A 24,513-nucleotide genomic window follows, 5' to 3' on the forward strand; every position below is an offset into this window, starting at 1 on the left:
GGCTAGCCAGCGCCCAGCATGCTGATGCGCACCAGGTCGGCCACATTATCGACACCGAGCTTGTCCATCAGGCGCGCCTTGTGCACTTCCACCGTGCGCACGGAAATGCCCAGCACAGGGGCGATATCGCGGTTGTGCTGGCCCGTCACCACCAGTTGCATCACTTCCCGCTCGCGTGGCGTCAGGGCGCGCAGCAAGGCTAACCCCTCCACCTGACGCAGCAACTGACCGCGCGCATGCGCCTCGCGCGAAAACGCTTCCTCGATGGCTGCCAGCAGCTTGTCGTGATCAAACGGTTTTTCCAGGAAATCGCTGGCCTGCGCCTTGAAGGCCTGGCGTGCCAGGGCCACGTCGCCATGTCCCGTGATAATAATGACGGGCAGCATGCATTTGAGCTCCAGCAAGCGGCGCTGCAGGCTCAGGCCATCCATGCCCGACATGCGGATATCGACCAGCAGACAGCCGGCCCACTCGGGCCGCCAGCTGCGCAGGAAATCCTCGCCGCAGGAAAACAGGGCCGTGCGGTAGCCGCGTATGCCCAGCAGCAAACCCAGCGCATCGCGCACGGCGGGATCGTCGTCGACGATAAATACCGTCAAATTACTTGTCACCATACTCTCCTGTCGCGCCGCCACTGGCGCGCGCCAGGGGCAGGACAAAACGAAAAATGCCATGCTTGCCCACTTCGGCCCATAGCTGGCCGCCATGCGCTTCGACGATGCTGCGGCTGAGCACCAGCCCCAGACCCAGACCGCTGGCCTTGGTCGAAACGAACGGTTCGAACAGGCGTGCCGCCAGGCTGTTGGAAATGCCGGGGCCGCTATCTTCCACGGACAAGCACAGCCGCCCGCCGTCGAGCCGCTCGGCCGAGACCGTGATGCGGCGCCGGCCGCGCGGCTGGCCCATCACCGCATCCTGCGCATTGGCCAGTAAATTACGCAGCACCAGTTCGATTTGCAGCCGGTCGGCATTGACGGCCAGCGGCGACGGCGGCGCCAGCACCAGCTCGATGCCATGCTCATGGAACAGCGGCGTGAACTGGCGCGCCATGCCCTCGATCAAGGCGCCCGCCTCCACCGCTTCGAGCTGCATCGCGCCCGTGCGGAAAAAGTCGCGCAGGCGGCGCACCACGTCCGCGGCGCGTCCCGATTCGACGATCATATGGCCCACGGCCCCCTGCAGCAAGGCGCCCGTCTCGCCCCGCTCCAGCAAGTACTCGCACGCCTTGCCATAGGTCGACAAGGCCGTCAGCGGCTGGTTCAGCTCATGCGCGAGAGCGGCCGCCATCTCGCCGGCGGCGGCCAGGCGCATCGTGTGTTTCAGTTCGTTGGACACCTGCCGCATTTCATCGACGACGATGCCGATAAAAAATCCCACCAGCGCCAGCACGGCATCGAGCAATTGCAATTCATAAAACTGGATATCGACCGCATGCGTCCATTTCACGAGAGTGATGATGCACAGTTGCAATACAAACACGGCCAGCACGGCGCCATGCAAGCCCTGGCGCGAGGCGGCCCAGATCACGGGGAGAAACAGGAAGTAGAAATGCTTGTATTCGCAACGCACGATGGAACCGAAGAGGCTCCACAGCACGAAGCTGGCCAGGGCCAGATACGCCAGGGTTTCCCAGCGCCAGACGGCGGCATGCAGGCGCTCGCGCCCCCGTTCGCTGAACAGCACCCAGATCAGCGGCATCGACACCAGCATGCCGACCATGTCGCCGATGCCGAAGCGCCACACGGCCGTACCCCATTCGCCGGCCGGGATGCGTCCCGTCAGCGACAGCAGGGAAATATAGCCGAGCGCATTGAGCACGGTGCCACACAGCACGATGGCAACCCAAGCGCTCAGGCGGCGCCGGTTGTCGAAAATGTCGCTGCTGCTGAAACTGCGGCGCAGGACTGCGCCGATACCGCCATAGCCGAGCACCAGCCACGCCGAACAGAGCAAGGTCAGGGGCAGGCCTGCGGGCATGCCGCGCACCAGCACCTCGCCGGCCACCAGGGCGATAAACCACGGCAGCGCCGCCTTGCGGCCATGGATCAGCCAAAATACCAGGCCCAGCGCGGGATCGGGATTCCAGGGCGTGATGTTCAAACCGTACATCGGATCGATATACGTGGCCCAGTCAAACAGCAGATACAGGCCGACAAAGGCGGGATACGGCAGGTAACGGGACAAAAATGGGCGCATAACGGTGTTTTTTTAACTGTCCCGCATTATGCATTGCAAGCGTGCGCCACGCCATGCCATCTTGCGTTATAAGCACATGAAATAATCTTCATGCAATGCCGCAAGGCGCGCCGGCGCAGTCAGGCCTCGGCCAGCGGCAAGCGCACCTCCACCAGCAAGCCCAGGCCGCCATTACCTCTATGCAACTGAATCGTGCCGCCATGTTGGCGCACGACGGACGCGACGATGGACAAGCCCAGGCCGCTGCCCGGCTGCGCCTGCTGCGGCGCGCGGAAAAAGCGGTCGAACACGCGGTCATACAGGGCCGGCGCGATGCCCGGCCCCTGATCGGCCACATGCAACACGGCCTGGCCCCGTTCCGCATGCAGCGACACCGTCACGCTGCTGCCGCGCGGACTGTACTTGATGGCGTTCTCCACCAGGTTGTCGATCAGCGAGACCAGGCTTTCGCGCTGTCCGGCTACGCTGAGCGAGACGCTGGCTTGCAATTCGAGTTCGATATCGCACGCCTGGGCCAGGCCGGACAAGGCCGCCAGACGGTCTTGCAGCAAGGTATCGAGCGCCTGCCGCCGCGGCAACTCGCCCCCGCCCGCCTGCACTTCGCTGCGCGTCAGTTGCAGCAGCTGGCCCACCAGGCGCGCGGCGCGGTTGCCGCTGTTCAAGATACCGTCCAGCAGCTCTTGCTGGCGCGCGTCATGCGCCTGCCCCTGCAAGGCCTCGACATTCACGCGCATGGCCGCCAGTGGCGTGCGCAGCTCATGTGTGGCATCGGCGATGAAGCTGCGTTCGCGCGAAGCGCTGGCATCGACCCGCTGCAGCAGGGCATTGATATTGTCGACCAGCGCCGCCAGTTCGCCATGCGGCGGCTTGAAGGCCAGCGGACGCAAATCCTGCGGCCCGCGCGCCGCCACTTCCTGCGCCACCTTGCGCCACGGGCGCATGGCCAGGCGAATCGACAGCCAGGCCGGCATCAGCAGGAACGGCAGGCTGATCAGCAGCGGCAGCAGGTAGTAGCCGCGTGAATTGATCGTGATGAAAAATTGCCAGGCGCCGCCCACCTCCAGCACCGTCACGCGGGTGGTCCCTTCAGCCAGGCTGCGGCTGCGCCAGGCCTGGCCCTTGACGTACACCACTTCCATGTGTTCCGGGCCGGCGCTGCGGATACCGCTGGGCGCATCGGGGGACTTGTAGACCAGCTTGCCTTCGCGCCAGACGAGGATGCGCGGCGCCAGCTCCGGCACCTGCCCCATCTCAAACTCCTCGCGCAAGGCTTCGTCGATGGCGCGCAAGCTTTGCTCCTGGCGCTGCGGCTGTTCGGCCAGGTTATCGGCCACGCTGACAATGGCGTGCAACACGCCACGGGTCACATTGCTCGCTTCGCCCGCGCCCTCGACCAGCACATACGCCACGGCCAGGCTCCACAGCACGGTCAGCATCAGCATTTGCGCGACCATCAGGCGGCGCACCAGCGTGGGCCGGCGCAGCATGGCCCAGAAACGCCCCATCATGCGCCGGCACCGGGCGAAGTGGCTGTCTCGCTCTGCTGGTCGATGACATAGCCGACGCCGCGCACGGTACGGATATACCCTTCGCCGATCTTGCGGCGCAGGTTGCCCATATGCACGTCCAGGGTATTGCTGGCATTGGCCAGCCCGCCGGGCAGGATGTGTTCTTCCAGCACGCGGCGCGTGATGACCCGGTTGGCGCGCATCAGCAAGGTCTTCAGCAGCGCATATTCACTGGCCGTCAACTCCACGGGCCGCCCATGCACGCTGACACGGCGCGTGGGCACCTGCAGCAGCAGGCCGCGCAATTCGATGGTGTCGCCGTCAAAGCCATAGCTGCGGCGCGCCAGGGCGCGCACGCGCGACAGCAGCTCGGCCAGCACGAACGGTTTCACCAGATAATCGTCAGCGCCGCCATCGAGGCCCCGCAAGCGCTGTTCCAGCGTATCGCGGGCGCTGAGGATCAGCACCGGCAGGCGGGCCGCGCGCAGGCGGGCCAGCAAATCGAGGCCATCGCCGTCGGGCAAACCCAGGTCCAGCAACACCAGTTCACAACTGTCGTGCTCGATGCTGCGCGCCGCATCCTCCAGGCTGCGCACCCAGACCACTTGCATGCCCTGGTCGCGCAGGGCGATTCGCACGCCATTGCCCAGGTCCATATCGTCTTCAATCAGCAGTATCTTCATGGTGAGTATTAAACCACCGCAAGCTGAAGAATGGGTAAAGAAGCGCTCTTCATGCAATCTTAATAAAAGGCTCAGTTTTCCTTCATGGCAAGGATGAATACTGTCAGCAGTCAATCGAGCCACTCCGGACTCGGTTCTCCACCTGACGGAAAACACCATGCACGCACCCACAACCCTGCTGACCGCGCTGGCACTCGCCAGCGGCATGATCCTCAACCCGCTGGCCGCCGCGGCGGCCGAACCCGCCGCGGAAAATGTTTTCACCATCGGCGGCGGCGTCGCTGCCGTGTCCAGCTATTCCGGCGCCGACAAGCTGTCGGCCTCGCCCCTGATCATCCTCGACTACGCCATGGCCAATGGCTTGTTCATCAGCACCTCGCGCGGCCTCGGTTATGGCGGCCAGGCCGGGCCCTTCAGCTACAGCGCCGCACTGGGCTACCGCGGCAAGCGCGAAGACCACAAGCGCACGGGCGTTAACGGCTTCGGCGGCAGCGATTACCTGAAGGGCATGGGCGAAGTCAAGGGCAATGCCAGCGCCCTGCTCAGCGCCGGCTATTCCCCCCTGCCGGGTCTGTCGCTGAGCGTGTCGAGCGACATTCCCCTGTCGAACCGGGAAAACGGCGCGAATGTGCATTTCGGCGCCAGTGGCCAGATTTACGGCCGGGCCGATGCCAAGGGCATGCAGCAAGACAGCGTGAGCGTCAGCGGCCAGCTGGGCTGGGGCGAGCGCAAGTACGTGCAGACCATGTATGGCGTGACGGCCACCCAGGCCGCGAATACCTCGTTCAAGCAATACACGCCAAAAGGCGGTTTCTATGAAGCGCAGGCCACCGTCAACTGGGAGCACCGCATCGATGCGCGCTGGGGCGTCAACACGCTGATCGGCGTCGAGAGCCGCCTGGGCGACGCGGCAAAAAGCCCCATCGTGCAGCGCAAGACTTCGCCGATCGGCGCCGTGTACGTCACCTACCGCTATTAAAACAAGCGCGGCATAAGGGGAACCCGTACGCTGTTTCGCCAATTTACAGAGGGGAATGGCATGGATACCATGACCTGGTTTTCCGACTAAGGCCATCCCTTCCATGCATGCATCGCGCCTTGCCCCGCAACGCCACCGCGCCCCGGGCAACGCTGCGGGCGCAGGCGGCAAGCCGGACCAGGATACCTTGCTGCTGCTCTTGCCCGTCGAGCGCGCCAGCGACATCATCTACGGCGCGCGCTACGCCAGGCGCCTGCAGGAATGGGGTATCCAGGTCAGCATCCGCCTGCTGCACGTGACACCGGCGCCAGCGCGCCAGGCCGATGATTTGCCCCGGCACATTGCCGGCGCATGCCATGCGCTGGACCCGGCCACGCAGCAGATGCTGCACGAGGCGGGACTCTACCTGAGCCGTTCGCAGCTCGCCTTCAGCACGCATCTTTTCGCCGGCGAGCTGCTGTTTACGATCCTCGATACGGCTGAACTGCTCGGCTGCCACGAAATCGTCCTGCCGGACTACTGGCACGCAAGCTGGCGCGCGCCACGCGCAGCGCCACGGTCTTGCTGGCCGATAGCGACGGCATGAGCGGGCCGCCGCCGGCCTGAAGCGCCACCGGCGCTCCCCCATCCACATTCACATGGACACCCTTTGATGACACAAGCCATTACCCTGCACGCGGGCCTGAGCAATATGCCGCCAGGCATGTCACGCGTGCGCGAGCTGCTCAAGCTGCAATTGCGTGCACAGCTGCAGCGCCGGCAGACGCGCATCTGGCTGCAACTGCTCAATTCGCACCCCGTGTTCCGGGACTTGCTGCAAGCCTATCCGCACCTGATGCACAAGGTGTACCGCCCTTACCTGAGCACAAACCTGTCGTGCCGCCAGCGCGTCGCCTTGCTGGTCGAGCACTATCATTTCATCCTGCAACAGGGCTGGGGCAAGTTGATGACGCAGGCGGCGCGCGCGCCCGTACGGCTGGGCTCCGTGCCGGGAAAATCGGGCGCGCCCTATCATCTACAGCTGTGTTCGCTACAACCGATGGACCGTGAAGGCGAAATGGTCTTGCAACTGGCACATGGCGACGACGTGATCTACTCGATCGCGTTTAGCTTTTTCGGTTCCCGCGCGCCCGCCAGCATGGGCGTGGGCATCGGCTGCATCCAGGGTCCGCGCGGCGCGGAAGGCTTGCGCCGCGTGCGCGAGGCTACCCGCGACCTGCACGGCATGCGCCCCAAGGCCCTGATGGTGCGCCTGGTGCGCCAGCTGGGACATGATCATGGCTGCCGCAATATGGTGCTTGTAGGCAACGCCAACCGCGCCGTCCACCATTCCGCCAAAAAGGGCCGTCTGTTCGCCGACTACAATTCCCTTTGGCAAGAACTTGGCGCCCAAGAACGCAAGGATGGTGATTTTGAGCTCCCATGCGAAAACTTGCCCCTGCCTGCCCTGGAAGAGATTCCATCAAAAAAACGCTCGGAAGCACGCAAACGCCACGAACTGACGCTGGCCATGATCAGCAGCCTGCGTAGCGGTCTCGACACCCATCGCAGCCCGGTGCAGCTCACCGCGACCACTGCGGCGGCGGCCAAGGAAGTACGGCAAGCGGCCGATCTGGACGACGAAGACTACGCCTCCGCCGCCGCCTGAGCACCCGCTGGCGGCACACGCTTCAACCCATGCGCGGCCCAATCCTGTTACGCTAGCGCTATCGGCATGCACTGCGGTGCGCCGGTTCCCCCAACGCTTACTAGGAGGCATTCATGCGCGTAGACATCTACCGCCGGGCCGAGCACGACGGCATTTTTTCCTACCTCGCCGTGCCGGAAGGAAAGCTCATTCCGGAAGAAGTGACCAATACCGACTGGCAAATCGAAGCACGCGCCAGCGAAGTGGCCGACGATGCCGAGAACTTGCCCAACTACCATATCGAACAGCCGCACCAGCAGATCGCCGCCAAGGGCTATGCGATCACGGGCCTGAAAGACATGTAAACGAAAAAAGCCAAACCAGCATGTCCGCGGTTTGGCTTTGGCTTTGCTACATGCGCCGGGCGGTGCCGGTCAGTATTCGACCGCCACCTCTTGCGCGCCCAGCATCTGCTCCAGCGCCATCTGCAACTCATCCGATGGCGCCACTTTCCACTCGTCCCCAAACTGCAGCACGCAACTGACGCCTTGCGGGCTGACCTTGGCGGCGATCGGCAATCCGTCCACAGCCCGGTACGGCGTGATCACGTCGCTGATGCGTTTCATGTCCAGCGTCGTGGGCAAGGTCAAGCCCAGCTGGCGGCCATACTGCACCCGCGCGGCGATGATGTCGAAGGCGCTCTCGGCCGTGATGCGCAAGCCGCCCGAAAAACGGTCTTCCGACACCTTGCCCACGACGGCCAGGAATTCATCTTCCTTGAAGATTTTCCGGTTGGAATCGAACAGTTCGCCGTACACCGTCACTTCCACCGTGCCGCTCTTGTCGTCCAGCGTGACGATGAGGATCTTGCCGCGCTGCGTCATCTGCGTGCGCAAACCCGTGATGACGCCGGCCATCATGCGCGGTTCGCGCGATGGCGACAGTTCCGACAATTTCGTGCGCGCAAAACGGCGCGCCTCGGGCGCATACGAATCGAACAGGTGGCCGGACAGGTAAAAGCCCAGCGCGATCTTTTCTTCCGTCAATCGCTGTTTATCGCTCCAGACGGGCACCTTGACGTACTCGGGCGGCGCCACCATGTCGCTGTCGTCGCCGCCGAACAGGCTCACCTGATTGGCCGCCTTGGCGGCCTGGTCGGCGCATTCCATGGCGAAGGCCACGGACGCGAGCAGGATGGCGCGGTCGACCTTCAGGCAATCGAAGGCGCCGCTACGGATCAGCGACTCGATGGTGCGGCGGTTGATCTGTTTTTTATCGACGCGCTTGCAGAAATCGAACAGGCTCGTAAATGGCCCGCCCGCCTCGCGCGCGGCGATGATGGCTTCGATGGCGTTCTGGCCCGAGCCTTTCACGGCACCCAGGCCATAGCGGATCTGCGTGACTTTCTTGCCGCTCACGGATGGCGGCGCGCCGCTCGGCGTGAAGCGGTAATCGGATTCGTTGATATCCGGCGGCAACAAGGTCAGCTTGCAGATTTCCAGCGAGTCTTCCACCAGGATCTTGATCTTGTCCGTGTCGTCCATGGCCAGCGACAAGTTGGCGGCCATGAAGGCGGCCGTGTGGTGCGCTTTCAAATAGGCCGTGTGATACGACAGCAGAGCATAGGCGGCGGCGTGTGATTTGTTAAAACCGTAGCCGGCGAACTTTTCCATCAAGTCGAAGATCTCGTCGGCCTTTTCCGCCGTCAAGCCGTCTTTTGCCGCACCGGCGCGGAAGATTTCGCGGTGCTCGGCCATCTCTTCGGCCTTCTTCTTACCCATGGCGCGGCGCAGCATGTCGGCGCCGCCCAGCGAGTAGCCGCCGACGATCTGCGCCATCTGCATCACCTGCTCCTGATACACCATGATGCCGTAGGTTTCGGACAGAATCGATTCCGTGCGCGGATCGGGATAATCGAAACGCTCACCGTGCTTGCGCTTGCAGAAGTCGGGAATCAGGTCCATCGGGCCCGGACGGTACAACGCCACCAGCGCGATAATGTCTTCGAAGCGGTCGGGACGCGCGTCTTTCAGCATGCCCTGCATGCCGCGCGACTCGAGCTGGAACACGGCCACGGTCTTGGCCTTGGTCAGCAAGTCATACGACGGCTTGTCGTTCAGCGGCAAGGTGGCCAGGTCGAAATTGGCCTGCGCCGGATCGAGCTGCTTGATGTAGCGCACGGCGCGGTCAAGGATGGTGAGCGTGGTCAGACCCAAAAAGTCGAACTTCACGAGGCCGACGGCCTCCACGTCATCCTTGTCGTACTGCGACACGACGCCCGAATCGCCGCCTTGCGTGTACAGCGGGCAGAAATCCGTCAGCTTGCCCGGAGCGATCAGCACGCCACCCGCGTGCATGCCGATATTGCGCGTAATGCCTTCGACTTGCTGCGCCAGGTCCAGCAACTGCTTGACCTCTTCCTCGTTTTCCAGGCGCTCCTTGAGCAGCGGTTCTTCCTCGATCGCGTCGGCGATCGACACGGGTTTGCCCGGCTTGAACGGGATCAGTTTGGAGATGCCGTCGCAGAAGTTGTAGCCGAAGTCCATCACGCGGCCCACGTCGCGGATCGCGCCCTTGGCCGCCATGGTACCGAAAGTGGCGATCTGCGAGACCGCCTCCTTGCCATACAAATCCTTGACGTGCTGAATGACCCGGTCGCGCCCTTCCTGGCAAAAGTCGATATCGAAGTCGGGCATCGAGACGCGTTCTGGATTCAAAAAACGCTCGAACAGCAGGTTGTACTGCAATGGATCGAGGTCGGTAATGAGCAGCGAATACGCCACCAGCGAACCGGCACCCGAACCGCGGCCCGGACCGACGGGCACGCCGTTTTCCTTGGCCCACTGGATAAACTCGGCCACGATCAGGAAGTAGCCGGGGAATTTCATGTTGCAAATCGTGTCCGTCTCGAACTTCAACCGCGACTCGTAGCGCGGGCGCTCCTTTTCACGGCGCTCGGCATCGGGATACAGCTGCAACAAACGCTTTTCCAGGCCCGCCTGCGACTCGGCAACGAGGAACTGGTCGATCGTCATGCCTTCGGGCGTGGGGAAGTTCGGCAGTTGCGGTTTGCCCAGGGTCAAGGTCAAATTGCAGCGCTTGGCGATTTCCACGGAATTGGCCAGCGCGGCCGGCAAGTCGGCGAACAATTCCGCCATGTCGGCCTGCGACAGGAAACGCTGGCTGTCGTTGAAGCGCTTGACCCGCTTGGCGTTGGCCAGCATTTCACCTTCGGCGATACAGGTACGGGCTTCGTGGGCAATAAATTCTTCTGGAGAAATAAATTGCACGGGATGCGTGGCAACAACAGGCAAGCCCAGCTTGGCCGCCAGGGCCACCGCATGGCGCACCTGCGCTTCCTGGTTGGCCTGGCCGCCGCGCTGGATCTCGACATAGAAATGGCCAGGGAAAATCTCGGCCCAGCGCTGCGCGTTACGTTCGGCCAGGGCCAGGTTGCCATTCTCGATGGCAATGCCGACATCGCCAAAGTGCGCGCCCGACAGCGCAATCAAGCCATTCGCCGCACTTTCGCCCGGGTACAAGTCATAGGTATTCGTCGCCAGCGCCTGCAGCCACTCGATGCGCAGCTCGGCACGGCCCTTGTACTGGTTCGTCAGCCAGGCCGTCGACAGCAGTTCGCACAGTTGCAGATAGCCCATGCGGTTCTTCGCCAGCAACAGCAAGCGCGACGGTTTTTCGCGGTTGTCGTCATTCGTGATCCACACATCGACGCCGACGATGGGCTTGATGCCCTTGCCGCGCGCTTCCTTGTAGAACTTGACCATGCCAAACAGGTTCGACAGGTCGGTGACGGCCAGCGCCACCTGCTTGTCCTTCGCCGCCGCCTTGACCACGTCGTCGATGCGCACCAGGCCATCGACGATCGAGTACTCCGAGTGCACGCGCAAGTGGACGAAGGCAGGACCGGGCTGCATTGCTTGCTGTGAACCTGCCGGAGCGCCGGCCTCTTGCATTACCATTTCCATCCTGTGTACCGTTTCGTGCAAAATTCAATGGGGTCTATTCTACCGCGTCGCGGGTGCGGACCGGGTATCCTGCCTGGCCTGTCGGGCTTATAATATCGGCTGTTCAGTCTAAGCCGATCGCCATCATGCAAGCCATCCCCCCAGCAACACCCGCCGTTTCCGCCGCCGTCAGCCCGCTGGCCGCCTCGTTTGTCAATATCGCCGCGTATAAATTCATCACGCTAGCCGATACGGAAGCCATGCGCCCCTTGTATCAGGAGCAATGCCTGGCGCTGGAACTGAAGGGCACGATCCTGCTGACGCCGGAAGGCATCAATATGTTCCTGTCGGGCACACGCGAGCATATCGACAGCTTCCTCGCCTGGGTGCGCAGCGACGAGCGTCTGGCCGATCTGGAATGGAAGGAAAGCTTGTCGAACGAGCAATCGCACAAGCGCATGCTGGTCAAGCTGAAAAAAGAAATCATCACCATGCGCATGCCGCTGATCAAGCCGGAACTGGGCCGCGCCCCGTCCGTCGATGCGCATACGCTCAAGCGCTGGCTCGATGCCGGCGTCGACGATGCGGGCAAGCCCGTGGTCATGATGGAAACGCGCAACGCCTTTGAAGTGGACGTGGGTACGTTCAACAACACGCTTGATTACCGCATCGACAAGTTTACCGAATTTCCGGCCGTGGCTGCCGCGCACAAGGATGAACTGGAAGGCAAGACCGTCGTCACCTTCTGCACGGGCGGCATCCGCTGCGAAAAGGCCGCCATCCACATGAAGGAAATCGGCTACGACAGCGTGTACCAGCTCGACGGCGGCATCCTGAAGTATTTCGAGGAAGTCGGCGGAGAGCACTATACGGGCGACTGCTTCGTGTTCGACTACCGCACGGCGCTGAACCCGAAACTGGAACCGACGGAAACGGTGCAATGCTTCGTCTGCCGCGCCGTCGTCACGCCGCGCCAGCAGTTGGCGCCGGAATATGTGTATGAAGTGTCATGCCCAAACTGCCACGATAAAACGATGGTTTGATGCGTTTCCGATGTCGCCATTTCCCCGGCGACATCTTTCAAAAAAATCAATTGCACAATAACAATTGATCAGCATTTTCTCCGCCAGGCCTGGCGCTATCCGCACGCGTCAAAAAGCAAACAAATGTAACAATATTGGATTTGTTTGCCATTCTCATAAACACTAGCTTTCCCTGGCTCAGTGAGCCATGCAAAAATTCAATCGACGGCTGCTTCGCGCCGTCCCGCCCACATGGGCTTGTCTATGGGAAAAGAACAACACAGCCTGCGGAAAGCGTTGACCAGGACGCGCGTAAACTGCTGCAAACATGGCAATTTAAGGGGTTCTGAATTATAATCAAGAGTTAAGGATTGATTGATGTTTTCAGTTATTAACATCATGGAATATACGCATCTTGGATAGGCAGATTCCCGTTGCCTACTATTATTATTAAAGAAATGAATTAAGCAGCATCTCTTATTTGTATTTTTTTGCACAGGAAGCTCAGATGATTTTAGTGACAGGTGGCGCAGGCTTTATCGGATCGAATTTCGTTCTGGATTGGCTCGCGCAAAATAATGAACCGGTAATTAATCTGGATAAGCTGACGTATGCGGGAAATCTGAATAACTTGCTGGCGGTACAGAACGATCCACGCCACCTGTTTGTCAAGGGCGACATCAATGACGGTGCCTTGCTGGCACAGTTATTGGCACAGCATAAGCCACGTGCCATCGTGCATTTCGCAGCCGAGAGCCATGTCGATCGCTCGATTCATGGACCAGCAGAATTCATCAGCACCAACATCAATGGCACCTTCAGCCTGCTGGAAGCCGTGCGCGCCCATTGGCAAGCACTGCCTGAAGCAGAACGTGCGGCCTTCCGCTTCCTGCATGTCTCGACCGATGAGGTGTACGGGACACTGGGGCCGGATGATGCGCCATTTACTGAAACCACGCCCTATGCGCCCAACAGCCCTTACTCGGCAACAAAGGCAGCGTCGGACCATTTGGTGCGCTCCTATCATCACACGTATGGCTTGCCGACACTGACCACCAATTGCTCGAATAATTATGGTTCTTACCACTTCCCGGAAAAGCTGATTCCCCTGATTATTGCCAACGCGCGCGCAGGCAAGTCCTTGCCCATCTATGGCGATGGCCAGCAGGTGCGCGACTGGTTGTATGTCAGCGATCACTGCACGGCCATTCGCCGGGTACTGGAAAGCGGACGCACGGGAGAAACCTACAATATCGGCGGCTGGAACGAAAAAGCCAATCTCGACGTCGTGCACACCCTGTGCGACATCCTCGATGAACTGCAACCGAAGGCAACTGGCGGCAGCTATCGCGAACAAATCAGCTATGTTGCCGACAGGCCAGGCCATGATCGCCGCTATGCCATCGATGCACGCAAAATTGAGCGCGAACTGGGCTGGAAGCCGGCAGAAACCTTCGATACGGGCATCCGCAAGACGGTGCAATGGTATCTGGACAACGATGCATGGGTGCGCGACGTCCAATCCGGCGCCTACCTGACGTGGCTGGAAAAAAACTATACGGCCCGCGCCGAACAGAATACGGAGGCTTGATGGAAGCCAAACTGGCCCGCAGGGGCATTATCCTGGCCGGGGGCTCAGGCACACGCCTGTATCCCGTGACCATGTCGGTCTCGAAGCAACTGTTGCCCGTGTACGACAAGCCGATGATTTACTATCCGCTGACAACGTTGATGCTGGCGGGAATGCGCGACATCCTGATCATTTCCACGCCCGCCGATACGCCCCGTTTCAAAGAGTTGCTCGGTGACGGCAGCCAATGGGGGATTAACCTGAGCTATGCGGTACAGCCATCACCCGATGGTCTGGCGCAGGCGTTCATCATCGGCCGCGAATTCCTGGGCGATGCGCCCTCGGCATTAATCCTGGGCGATAATATTTATTATGGCCATGATTTCGAATCAAGCCTGTCTGCCGCTTCCGAGCGCACGGACGGCGCGACCGTGTTTGCCTATCATGTGCAAGATCCAGAGCGCTATGGCGTGGTGGAATTCGACGCCAATCAGCAAGCCATCAGCATCGAAGAAAAGCCCTTGCAGCCAAAATCGAATTATGCCGTCACCGGCCTGTATTTTTACGACAAGGACATCGCCGATATCGCCGCATCGATCAAGCCGTCCGCACGGGGCGAACTTGAAATTACCGATGTCAACCGCGTCTATCTGAACCGCGGCACGCTGAAGGTGGAACGCATGGGCCGCGGCATGGCCTGGCTCGATACAGGGACGCACGAGTCGCTGCTCGAAGCAGGCCAATTTATTGCCACCATCGAACACCGCCAGGGTTTGAAAGTTGCCTGCCCTGAGGAAATTGCTTACCGCAAAGGCTACATTACCGCCACCCAGCTGGAACAACTGGCCCAACCGCTGAAAAAGAACGGTTACGGACAATATTTGTTACGCCTGTTGAATGATAAGATTTTTTAAGCCATGCAAATTCAAACCACCGCCATTCCCGACGTATTGATCCTCGAGCCCAAAGTATTTGGCGATGACCGGGGCTTTTTTTACGAAAGCTTCAACCAGCAGCGCTTTGCCGACTTGACGGGTATTCAGGCCAATTTCGTCCAGGATAACCACTCCAAGTCCAGCAAGAATGTCCTGCGCGGCCTGCACTATCAGATCCAGCAACCGCAAGGCAAGCTGGTTCGTGTCGTTGCAGGCGAGGTCTTCGATGTCGCCGTCGATATCCGCGCCTCCTCCCCGACGTTTGGCAAATGGGTCGGTGTCACACTGTCTGCTGAGAACAAACGTCAGCTCTGGATACCTGAAGGATTTGCCCACGGCTTCATGGTGACCAGCGAGAGCGCCGAATTTCTCTACAAGACCACGGACTATTGGGCACCCGAATTTGAGCGCAGCATTGCCTGGAATGATGCGGATATCGGCATTGACTGGCCACTGAATGGAGACGCCCCCATCCTGTCGGCGAAAGATCAACTGGGCAAGCAACTGGCAGCTGCCGAGGTCTTTACTTGAAAATCCTCATTACTGGCAAGACAGGCCAGCTTGGACATGCATTGCAGAAACGCCTGCAAAACATGGGTGAAGTGATAGCGCTGGACCGCTCGCAAATGGACTTGGCCGACCTCGATCAGGTTCGAAGCGTGATCCGCACAATCGAGCCGGACCTGATCATCAATCCGGCTGCCTATACGGCCGTCGACAAGGCCGAGAACGAGCTGGCGCTGGCGATGCGCATCAATGGCGAGGCGCCAGGAGTCATGGCGCAAGAAGCCAAGCGACTCGGTGCAGCCATCATCCACTACTCGACTGACTATGTCTTCGACGGCAGCAAGGGCAGTCCATACACGGAAGACGATGCAACGGGTTCGCTCAACGCCTATGGCCGCAGCAAGCTGGCGGGCGAGCAGGCGGTGCGCGAAAGCGGCGCCAGCCACCTGATATTGCGCACAAGCTGGATATACGGTGAGCATGGCAACAATTTTTTAAAAACAGTGCTCCGCCTGGCACAGGCGCGGGATGAGCTGCGCATCGTTGCCGATCAACATGGAGCCCCCACCTGCAGCTCCAGTATTGCCGATGCCACGGCCTGCGCCATTGCCACATTGGGCTCGCCCTCCGGTTTAGCGACGGCAGGGGACGCCTGGACTGATGCGTGGAAACAACACTCGGGCCTGTATCATCTGACTGCACAAGGGGAAACCACCTGGTATGGCTTTGCCAAAGCCATCTTGGACCATCCATCAACGTCCAGAAAACCACCGGTCGTGCCTATTACCACGCAAGACTACCCATTGCCGGCAGCACGGCCGGCCTACTCGGTATTGTCCAGCGCGCGGTTTATCAAGACCTTCTGCGCATTGCCAGATTGGCATGATGCACTCACGCTTTGCCTCGACGGCATGGCCAAAGACCACAATCAGTAAGCAACAAAAGTTGCCAATCATACAATACCAGCGGCGCTAGCACCATCTACTTCGATCAAGAGGAATAATTAATAATGAAAGCAGTCATTCTTGCCGGCGGCCTTGGCACCCGAATTTCCGAAGAGACACATATCAAGCCAAAACCGATGATTGAAATTGGTGGAAAACCAATCCTTTGGCACATCATGAAGAGCTATTCGGCGCACGGCATTAATGATTTCGTGATTTGCTGCGGCTACAAGGGTTATGTCATCAAGGAATATTTCGCGAACTATTTCTTGCATACCTCGGACGTGACGTTTGATATGCAGAATAATCAGATGGAAGTGCATGCGCGCAATGCTGAACCCTGGAAGGTCACCCTGGTCGATACCGGCGATGAAACCATGACCGGTGGCCGCCTGAAGCGTGTCAAACAGTACCTGGAAGGAGAAGAGACGTTCTGCTTTACCTACGGTGATGGCGTCAGTGACGTCAATATCACTGAATTGATCGCCTTCCACAAGGCGCATGGCAAACTCGCCACCTTGACGGCGACCCAGCCGCCCGGCCGCTTCGGCGCACTGATCTTGGACGGGCAGAAAATCAATAGCTTCCAGGAAAAACCGCAAGGCGATGGCGCCTGGATCAACGGCGGCTATTTCGTGCTGTCGCCCAAGGTCATCGACTACATCGCCGAAGACAGCACCACCTGGGAAAAGCAGCCATTGGAGCGCTTGGCTGAAGAGGGGCAACTCGACGCCTTTTTCCATCGTGGCTTCTGGCAACCGATGGATACTTTGCGCGATAAGGTGCATCTGGAAGAATTGTGGCAATCGGGCAAGGCGCCCTGGAAGGCGGCTTGATGAATCCCGCATTCTGGCAAGGGAAGCGCGTCTTCCTCACCGGCCATACCGGCTTCAAGGGTGGCTGGCTGAGCCTGTGGCTGCAGCAGCTTGGCGCCGACGTGACCGGTTACGCACTGGAAGCGCCTACCACGCCCAGCCTGTTTGAAGTGGCCAATGTCGCGCATGGCATGCAATCGGTCATCGGCGACGTGCGCGATGGCGACGCCGTCAAGCGCGCCATGGCTGCCGCGCGTCCGGACATTGTCATTCACATGGCCGCCCAGCCATTGGTACGCTATTCGTATGTGAACCCGGTGGAAACGTATTCCACCAACGTCATGGGCGTGGTGAATGTGCTCGAAGCCGTGCGTGCCACGCCTGGCGTGCGCGCAGTGGTCAACGTCACCAGCGACAAGTGCTACGAAAACCGCGAATGGCCGTGGGGCTACCGCGAAAACGAAGCCATGGGCGGTTACGACCCCTACAGCAACAGCAAGGGCTGTGCCGAACTGGTGACGGCCGGCTACCGCAGTTCCTTCTTCCATGCGGATAAATACACCGAGCACGGCATTGCCCTGGGCAGCGGCCGCGCCGGCAATGTCATCGGCGGTGGCGATTGGGCGCTGGATCGGCTGATTCCAGACATGCTGCGCGCCATTGGCGCCGGGGAATCGGTCATGATCCGCAATCCCCACGCCATCCGCCCGTGGCAACACGTCCTCGAGCCGCTGAGCGGTTATCTGACGCTGGCGGAAAAACTGTACACGGAGGGTCCCGTGCATGCCGAGGGCTGGAACTTCGGTCCACACGATACCGACGCCAAGCCCGTCGAATGGATCATCGAGCGCATGACGCAAGAGTGGGGCGCTGGCGCCTCCTGGTCGCTCGATGGCCAGGATCATCCACACGAAGCGACCTATCTGAAGCTCGATTGTTCCAAGGCGCGCGGCCAGCTGGGCTGGCATCCGCGCTGGGACATCGGCCAGACGATCGTCAAGATCGTCGAGTGGCATAAGGCGTGCGATCAAGGGGCCGACATGCGTGCAATGACGCTGGCGCAAATTGCCACCTATCAAAATACCTAATTAATTACCTAATAAATTGAAGGCTGTATCATGAGCGAACAACTGACCCAACAACAAATCCGTGAACAGATCGCCGCCCTGGTGGCGCAATACGGCGCACTGGCCAGCGTGCCGAAGCCATTCGAACCTGGCGTGACGGTGATTCCACCGGCCGGTAAGGTCGTTGGCGCCCCTGAAATGGGTCTGATGGTCGAAGCGTCGCTCGACGCCTGGCTGACCACCGGTCGCTTCAACGATGAATTCGAAAAGCGCCTGGCCAAGTTCATCGGCGTCGAATTCCTGATCACCGTCAACTCCGGTTCGTCGGCCAACCTGGTGGCCTTTTCGGCGCTGACATCGCCAAAACTGGGTGCGCGTGCCATCCAGCCCGGTGACGAAGTCATCGGTGTGGCGGCGGGTTTCCCGACTACCGTCAATCCGATCCTGCAATTTGGCGCCGTGCCCGTCTTCGTCGACGTCGAGCTGGGCACCTACAATATCGACGCCAGCAAGATCGAGGCGGCCATCACCGATAAAACCAAGGCCATCATGCTGGCCCATACCCTGGGCAATCCGTTCAATCTGGAAGTCATCGTCGCGCTCTGCAAAAAATACAATCTGTGGCTGGTGGAAGATTGCTGTGACGCCCTGGGCGCCACCTACAACGGCCAGATGTGCGGCACCTTCGGCGATATCGGCACGATGAGTTTCTACCCTGCACATCACATCACGATGGGCGAAGGCGGCGCGGTGTTTACCAATAATCCGGAACTGAAAGCGATTGCCGAATCGTTCCGCGACTGGGGCCGTGATTGCTATTGTGCGCCGGGCAAGGACAACACTTGCGGCCAGCGTTTCTGCTGCAAGCTGGGAACGCTGCCGGAAGGCTATGACCACAAGTACACGTACAGCCACCTGGGCTACAACCTGAAGATCACCGACATGCAGGCCGCTTGCGGTCTGGCGCAGATGGACCGCGCGGCGGGCTTCGTTCAGGCGCGCAAGGACAATTTCGACTACATGAAAAACGGTCTGAAAAGCTGCGAGGAATTCCTGATCCTGCCGGAAGCGACACCGAACTCGGATCCATCGTGGTTCGGTTTCCCGATCACTCTGCGCCCTGAGGCTAATGTGGACCGGGTCAACCTGTTGACGTTCCTCGATCAAAACAAGATTGGCACACGTCTGCTGTTCGCTGGCAATCTGACACGCCAGCCCTACATGATCGGACGTAACTACCGCGTCTCCGGCGAGCTGACGAATACCGACCGCATCATGCACGATACTTTGTGGATTGGTGTCTTCCCTGGCTTGACCAAGGAAATGATGGACTTTTCGATCAGTAAGATTGAAGAATTCTTTGGCGTGAATTTTGACTAAAATGGATTGCCAGACCGCCAAGCCGACGAAGCGACACCAGCCCGGTGTCGCACGTGACGATCTTCAACTAATCCTCCAGCGCGTGCCAGCCAAGGTCTGGGATGCGCTGCGGAGACGCCGTGTGTTCATCACAGGCGGCACCGGCTTTGTCGGCTGCTGGCTGCTCGAAGCGTTGATCTGGGCAAACCAAGAACTCGAACTGGAGCTGCAGCTCATCGTGCTCAGCCGCAGTCCTGAGGCGTTCCGTGCCCGGGTGCCGCACTTGGCCGAACATGCCATCGTGTGTCTGGTCGAGGGCAATACCAATGCCTTGGGCCACATCAGCGAACCGTTTGATATGCTCATCCATGCCGCCACCGATGTAGCGGCGGCCAACGGCAAGCCGCACGCCGTATTCAACGACATCCTCGACGGCACCAGGCAGACTCTGGAGTTGGCCGTGCGATGCGGCGCCAGTCACTACCTGCTGACCAGTTCCGGCGCAGTGTATGGAGCCCAACCAGCGACGCTGACGCATCTGCCGGAGCTGCACGAGGGCGCGCAGGACATGTCACAGCCAGGCGCCGCGTATGGCGCGGGGAAAATCGCCTCGGAATGGCTGCTGGGCTGGTATGCGCGTGAACATGGCTTACATGCAAACATCGCGCGTTGTTTTGCGCTGCTCGGCCCGTATTTGCCCTTGGATGGTCATTTTGCCGCCGGCAACTTTATCCATAACGGCTTGCGTGGCGAACCCATCGTCATGCGAGGCGACGGCAGCGCCGTACGCTCTTACCTGTATGCGGCGGACATGGTGGTTTGGTTGCTGACCATTATGGTTAATGGCGAAAGTGGTCAACACTACAATGTAGGGTCAGAACACGCACTGAGCATAGGGGAGCTGGCCCAGCTAGTCGCCGCGCAGACCGATGCGCCCGTGCCCGTCAAGATGAGCACGGCGAGCGCCTCATTGGCGGCGCAGCGCTACGTCCCCGCCACAGCGAAGGCACGCAAGCAATTACAACTGGAGCAATATACCGATCTGCCATCGGCACTCGGTAAAACCATCGACTGGGCGCGGCTGCACATCATCCGCTCTACTATTGAGAAAAGACCATGACCAAATTCAATTCACGCGCCCTGCGCCGCTCCGTATTGCAAATGGCATACGCAGGTTCTACCGTTCATATCGCCTGTGCATTTTCGATTGTCGAGATCCTGGCGGTGCTGTACCGTCACCATCTGGACTATCCTGACAACGATCCCACATCTGCGCAGCGCGATCATCTGGTCTTGAGCAAAGGCCATGGCGTAATGGCCCAGTACGCCTGTATGCATGAAAAAGGCTGGCTCTCCACAGAGGAGCTGGGGAATTATTTCGCCGATGGCACGCGCCTAAAAGGCTTATCAGATGCACATGTTCCGGGCTGCGAAGTCAGCTCCGGTTCGTTGGGGCATGGTCTTTCCGTCGGCGTCGGCCTCGCCCTGGCAACCAAGTTAAAGGGCAGCTCGCAGTACTGCTATGTCGTCGTGGGTGATGGCGAAATGAATGAAGGCACTATGTGGGAAGCGATGCTGTTCGCTACCCACCATAGGCTCGACCAGTTGGTCGTGATTGTCGATGAGAACGGTTTCCAGGCCATGGGCAGCACTGACGAAGTAATGACGCCAGGCAGCTTCCAGCAAAAATTCACCGCCTTCGGCTTTGACACCGTGTCGATCGACGGGCATGACGAAACCGCGCTGGAAGACACTCTCAATACCCTAAAGCAACGCAAGAACGGTATGCCCAAAGCGATCATCGCCAAGACCGTCAAGGGCAAAGGCGTGTCCTTCATGGAGCATGACAATAGCTGGCATTACACCCGCCTGAACAGCACCACCTTTACGCAGGCCATGGCCGAACTGGAGCAACCATAATATGCGATCGACTTTTTCCCATGCCCTCGTCAAGGCTGCCATGAACGACCCGAAAATCGTACTGTTGACGGGTGACCATGGCTATGCCCTCTTTGACGATTTTTGTAAGACGGTACCTGGACAGTTCATCAATGCCGGTATCGCCGAGCAAAACATGGTCGGCATGGCCGCCGGCCTGGCCAAGGCTGGCTTCAAGCCTGTCGTTTACGGCCTGAGCGCGTTTGTGCCTGTGCGCGTGCTGGAGCAAATCAAGATTGACGTCTGCTATGAAAACTTGCCAGTGGTATTTATCGGCGACGGTGCGGGCCTGGTCTACAGCAGCCTTGGCAGCAGCCACCAGTCCACCGAGGATATCGCCGTGCTGCGCGCCATTCCGCACATGCGGATTCTCTCGCCAGGCGACACTTTCGAGATGGCATATGCAATGGAGCATGCGCTGGCGTTCCAGGCGCCACTGTACTTACGCATGGGGAAATCGGATCTGGGCGACGTGCACCACGCCCCTCTCACAGCGCAGTTGGGCGACCTAGTGCCGGCTCATCAAGGTACACCGGGACGGCTGGCCTTGCTGGCCACTGGTTCCATGTTGGGCCGCGCCATGCAGTTGTCACAACAACTGGGCAATTGCCCGGTCTGGAGCGCGCCGTCGATCAAGCCGATCAACCACAGCCAGGTTGCGGCGCTGACGCGCGAGGTGGCACATCTGGTGGTGCTGGAAGAACACGCCGAAGTGGGCGGCCTCGGCGGACTGGTCGCTGAAATCGTCGCAGGCCAGGCCGGCCAGCGGGCACAGGTGATTCGCTGCGGCATCATGGACCGCTTCTCCGAAAAATGCGGCAGCTATAATTACCTGATCACCGAACACGGCCTCGACGTTCCTACCTTGCTGACCAAGATTCGCATTGCCACCGGCATGGTTTCCTGAGCGCGACACGATGAAACAATTATTGATGGTGGCGCAAAAACGCATCGGTATGGATCGTGCGATTTTCGCGACGCTGCTTAACCGTGGCTCCTCGGCAATTGCCAATCTGCTCACGATTGCATGTCTCGCATGGTTCTTCACAGCCGAGCAGCAGGGTTATTACTATACGTTCGCCAGCCTGTTCAGTCTTCAGGTATTTTTTGAATTGGGGTTCACGTTTGTTCTGACGCAATTCTCCGCACATGAATTTTCAAAGGCGCGCGCGGAAAATAGTTCCCTCGCAGAACGCGAACACGCTTCTGCCAGGCTGCATGCGCTCATCCGCATGAGTCGGCGCTGGTTCATGCTCGTGGCCGTTGCCTTCTGGCTGAGCGTGACAGTGGCAGGTCTAGTCTTTTTCACAAAAAATCAGGCGCCGTCGAGCTCACTTGCCTGGCAGGGACCATGGCTGATGGCCGTGGCCGCATTTTCCTGCGGCATCCTGCTCTTGCCGCTCAATGCCATCCTCGAGGGCTGCCAGAAGATCAAGGAAGTCGCATACATCCGCACCTGGCAAGACCTGGTGGGCTTCGGCTGCTTTGGACTGGCACTCGCTGCCGGCGCGGGCCTGTACGCCATCGTCATCCTGCATGCCATGCGTGTACTGACGGGGCTGTTCCTGCTCAAACGCACGGGCCTGCTGGCCTGGCTGTCCGCACAGCGCGACAAAAGCAACACGATGATCGCCTCAATCTCGTGGAAAAAGGAGATTTTTCCTTTCCAGTGGCGCATCAGCCTGAGCTGGCTGTCTGGCTACCTCATCTTCAGCCTGTTCAACCCCGTCCTGTTCGCCTTCCATGGCGCCGCAGTGGCTGGTCAAATGGGCATGACGTTCGCTGTCTTCATGGGCATCACCAATATCGCGATGGCTTGGATCACCACCAAGGTACCGACTTTTTGCCAGCTGATCGCGCTCGACAAGCAGGACGAACTGAAAGAGTTTTTTCTCAGCACATTAAAGAAATCTTCACTCATCAGCGTGTTGCTGATCGGTGCAGGCCTGGTGCTGGTGCTGGGCGGACCAAAACTCTTCCCCGTGCTGGCCAATAAATTCCTGCCGGCCCAGGCCTGCATCTGGATCGCTATCTCCTGCATCGCCAATTTCTTCGTATTTGCGTCAGCCGCCTACCTACGTTCGTTCAAACAGGAGCCGTTCCTGATTCTGTCCGTATGCATGGCCGTCGTGACCGCCTTATCGACCTATTTTCTGGGAAAATACTATGGTGCAAATGGCATGACTTTCGGTTACATGGCCGCGACAGTGCTCATTTCACTGCCGTATGCCTTCATCATTCTGCGCAGAAAACTACGTAATTGACCATATGCACCAACGCACCTTTTTCGTCAGCCGTGGCGTACCATACTACATAGCGGCGCCCAGCTATACCGAACACTCGGCAGGTATTGTCGTCCTGCATCTGCTGTGCCATGCACTTAATGTATCGGGACAGGAAGCCTACCTGGTCATCGATTCACTACAACGCAACCGCAAGAGTAAAACCCGTGCCGGCCTCGCCACGCCATTGCTGACCGAGAAAATCCTGCGGTCTCACCAACGGCAAGGCCGTCAGCCAGTGGCAATCTATCCCGAGGTGGAGCAGGGAAATCCCTTTCACGCCAGCAAAGTGGTGCGCTACTATCTGAACAAGCCTGGCTTTTTTGACGGTGTGGCCAAATTGCGGGACGGTGAATTCAACTTGGCTTATTCTTCGGCCATGCTTGAAGGCTTTGCCGCGCCAGATCATATCCTGTATTTGCCGCTGATCAATACCGAACTGTTCCATGAGTCCGGCCACCGCACGCCGGGCAAGAGCTGCTTCTATCTGGGTCGCCACCGTACAGCCAAGGCCGACAGTCCGCTGATTAACAACGAGAGCGTGGAAATCACATTGTCCTATCCGGACAACAAGGAAGAACTGGCCGAGCTATTCCGCAGTTGTGAATATTTCATCAGTTATCAATTTTCCAGCCTCTGCATCGAAGCGACCCTGTGCGGCTGTATCGCTATCGTCATTCCCAATGACAACGCGCCATCGGCGCTGGTCAAGACGGAAACCCAGATGCACGGCATCGCCTGGGGTGCTGAGCCAGCCGAAATTGCACGTGCCAGGGAAACCTTGCCTCTGGCGCGTGCCCTCTACCTGGAAAAGCAAGCCCAGTTCTGGGTCAATCTTGATATTTTTATCGAGAAAACCCAGCGCCTTGAAGCTCCGGACGCCCGCATCGACCCGAGCCGTTATTTCGGCTGGCGCAAGTTCGGCCGGCGCCTGGCGGCGTTCGTCCAACGCAAATGGAAGGGACAGAAATGAGCCTCCAGAACCGTGCCGCCAAGCCCTCGGCCTTGTCCGGCGAAATAGCAAAATGTTATAATATGACCAGAGTCAGCCTGGCCATCGGCGTCCTGCCATCTACCGCACTGCCACGCCGCCCATCAGCGGTCGTTTCACCATCC

The 24,513-nt window shown here is 59.5% G+C and carries 22 protein-coding genes; 17 read left to right on the forward strand and 5 right to left on the reverse strand.

The window, feature by feature from the left end:
- Positions 1-2 precede the first annotated feature (2 nt).
- The 4 genes from P9875_RS25180 to P9875_RS25195 all read right to left on the reverse strand — a co-directional run bounded on the left by P9875_RS25180 (position 3) and on the right by P9875_RS25195 (position 4,387).
- Positions 3-614: a response regulator transcription factor gene (locus P9875_RS25180; protein ID WP_176387562.1), complete on the reverse strand. Its 612-nt coding sequence runs from the start codon at positions 612-614 to the stop codon at positions 3-5.
- Complete coding sequence (locus P9875_RS25185) at positions 601-2,196, reverse strand: ATP-binding protein (RefSeq protein ID WP_176387560.1); 1,596 nt, start codon at positions 2,194-2,196, stop codon at positions 601-603. The genes P9875_RS25180 and P9875_RS25185 overlap by 14 nt, the downstream gene beginning before the upstream one ends.
- Positions 2,197-2,315: 119 nt before the next feature.
- On the reverse strand, positions 2,316-3,704 hold the full coding sequence (locus tag P9875_RS25190; RefSeq protein ID WP_278316914.1) for an ATP-binding protein: 1,389 nt from the start codon (positions 3,702-3,704) through the stop codon (positions 2,316-2,318).
- Positions 3,701-4,387 (reverse strand): response regulator, encoded by a 687-nt coding sequence (locus P9875_RS25195; RefSeq protein ID WP_278316915.1) that lies wholly within the window; start codon positions 4,385-4,387, stop codon positions 3,701-3,703. The genes P9875_RS25190 and P9875_RS25195 overlap by 4 nt, the downstream gene beginning before the upstream one ends.
- A 157-nt stretch (positions 4,388-4,544) precedes the next feature.
- Between P9875_RS25195 and P9875_RS25200 the strand changes: the two genes are divergently transcribed.
- The 4 genes from P9875_RS25200 (at position 4,545) to P9875_RS25215 (ending at position 7,358) form a co-directional block, all read left to right on the forward strand.
- Positions 4,545-5,366, forward strand: a complete 822-nt coding sequence (locus P9875_RS25200) for a MipA/OmpV family protein (protein WP_278316916.1) — start codon at positions 4,545-4,547, stop codon at positions 5,364-5,366.
- Between the two features lie 103 nt (positions 5,367-5,469).
- Positions 5,470-5,952: a hypothetical protein gene (locus P9875_RS25205; protein ID WP_278316917.1), complete on the forward strand. Its 483-nt coding sequence runs from the start codon at positions 5,470-5,472 to the stop codon at positions 5,950-5,952.
- 66 nt (positions 5,953-6,018) lie between these two features.
- A complete protein-coding gene (locus P9875_RS25210; RefSeq protein ID WP_278316918.1) occupies positions 6,019-7,014 on the forward strand; it encodes a VirK/YbjX family protein in 996 nt (331 codons plus the stop codon).
- Positions 7,015-7,127: 113 nt separating this feature from the next.
- Positions 7,128-7,358: a DUF6139 family protein gene (locus tag P9875_RS25215; protein ID WP_278316919.1), complete on the forward strand. Its 231-nt coding sequence runs from the start codon at positions 7,128-7,130 to the stop codon at positions 7,356-7,358.
- A gap of 69 nt (positions 7,359-7,427) precedes the next feature.
- On the opposite strand, the gene dnaE is transcribed toward P9875_RS25215, so the two are convergent.
- A complete protein-coding gene (gene dnaE / locus P9875_RS25220) occupies positions 7,428-10,928 on the reverse strand; it encodes a DNA polymerase III subunit alpha (RefSeq protein ID WP_278316920.1) in 3,501 nt (1,166 codons plus the stop codon).
- 176 nt (positions 10,929-11,104) lie between these two features.
- On the opposite strand from dnaE, the gene P9875_RS25225 reads away from it, so the two are divergent.
- From P9875_RS25225 to P9875_RS25285, 13 genes are all read left to right on the forward strand, one after another.
- Positions 11,105-12,001 (forward strand): sulfurtransferase, encoded by an 897-nt coding sequence (locus P9875_RS25225; protein ID WP_278316921.1) that lies wholly within the window; start codon positions 11,105-11,107, stop codon positions 11,999-12,001.
- Between the two features lie 487 nt (positions 12,002-12,488).
- Positions 12,489-13,571, forward strand: coding sequence for a dTDP-glucose 4,6-dehydratase (gene rfbB / locus P9875_RS25230; RefSeq protein WP_035821832.1), 1,083 nt, complete (start codon positions 12,489-12,491; stop codon positions 13,569-13,571).
- Positions 13,571-14,464 carry a glucose-1-phosphate thymidylyltransferase RfbA gene (gene rfbA / locus P9875_RS25235; protein WP_278318873.1) on the forward strand — a complete coding sequence of 298 codons (894 nt, stop codon included), beginning with the start codon at positions 13,571-13,573 and terminating at the stop codon, positions 14,462-14,464. The genes rfbB and rfbA overlap by 1 nt, the downstream gene beginning before the upstream one ends.
- Before the next feature lie 3 nt (positions 14,465-14,467).
- Positions 14,468-15,016: a dTDP-4-dehydrorhamnose 3,5-epimerase gene (gene rfbC / locus P9875_RS25240; RefSeq protein ID WP_099402824.1), complete on the forward strand. Its 549-nt coding sequence runs from the start codon at positions 14,468-14,470 to the stop codon at positions 15,014-15,016.
- Positions 15,013-15,927 carry a dTDP-4-dehydrorhamnose reductase gene (gene rfbD, locus P9875_RS25245; protein WP_099402823.1) on the forward strand — a complete coding sequence of 305 codons (915 nt, stop codon included), beginning with the start codon at positions 15,013-15,015 and terminating at the stop codon, positions 15,925-15,927. The genes rfbC and rfbD overlap by 4 nt, the downstream gene beginning before the upstream one ends.
- A 74-nt stretch (positions 15,928-16,001) precedes the next feature.
- Entirely contained in the window at positions 16,002-16,772 is a 771-nt protein-coding gene (rfbF, locus tag P9875_RS25250; protein WP_278316922.1) for a glucose-1-phosphate cytidylyltransferase, read from the forward strand.
- Positions 16,772-17,839 carry a CDP-glucose 4,6-dehydratase gene (gene rfbG, locus P9875_RS25255; protein ID WP_099404139.1) on the forward strand — a complete coding sequence of 356 codons (1,068 nt, stop codon included), beginning with the start codon at positions 16,772-16,774 and terminating at the stop codon, positions 17,837-17,839. Before rfbF ends, rfbG begins: the two co-directional genes overlap by 1 nt.
- 30 nt (positions 17,840-17,869) lie before the next feature.
- Positions 17,870-19,198: a lipopolysaccharide biosynthesis protein RfbH gene (rfbH, locus tag P9875_RS25260; protein WP_278316923.1), complete on the forward strand. Its 1,329-nt coding sequence runs from the start codon at positions 17,870-17,872 to the stop codon at positions 19,196-19,198.
- 1 nt (position 19,199) lies between these two features.
- Positions 19,200-20,297, forward strand: coding sequence for an NAD-dependent epimerase/dehydratase family protein (locus tag P9875_RS25265; RefSeq protein WP_099401462.1), 1,098 nt, complete (start codon positions 19,200-19,202; stop codon positions 20,295-20,297).
- The gene (locus tag P9875_RS25270; RefSeq protein ID WP_099401463.1) at positions 20,294-21,097 is read left to right on the forward strand and encodes a transketolase; all 804 of its coding nucleotides are present in this window, start codon (positions 20,294-20,296) and stop codon (positions 21,095-21,097) included. Before P9875_RS25265 ends, P9875_RS25270 begins: the two co-directional genes overlap by 4 nt.
- A 40-nt stretch (positions 21,098-21,137) precedes the next feature.
- On the forward strand, positions 21,138-22,022 hold the full coding sequence (locus P9875_RS25275; protein ID WP_423221805.1) for a transketolase family protein: 885 nt from the start codon (positions 21,138-21,140) through the stop codon (positions 22,020-22,022).
- A gap of 10 nt (positions 22,023-22,032) precedes the next feature.
- Positions 22,033-23,379, forward strand: coding sequence for a lipopolysaccharide biosynthesis protein (locus tag P9875_RS25280; protein WP_278316925.1), 1,347 nt, complete (start codon positions 22,033-22,035; stop codon positions 23,377-23,379).
- A gap of 4 nt (positions 23,380-23,383) precedes the next feature.
- Positions 23,384-24,370: a hypothetical protein gene (locus tag P9875_RS25285; RefSeq protein WP_278316926.1), complete on the forward strand. Its 987-nt coding sequence runs from the start codon at positions 23,384-23,386 to the stop codon at positions 24,368-24,370.
- Positions 24,371-24,513: the final 143 nt, after the last annotated feature.

Origin of the sequence: Janthinobacterium rivuli (assembly GCF_029690045.1) — a bacterium.
Classification (GTDB): domain Bacteria; phylum Pseudomonadota; class Gammaproteobacteria; order Burkholderiales; family Burkholderiaceae_D; genus Janthinobacterium; species Janthinobacterium rivuli.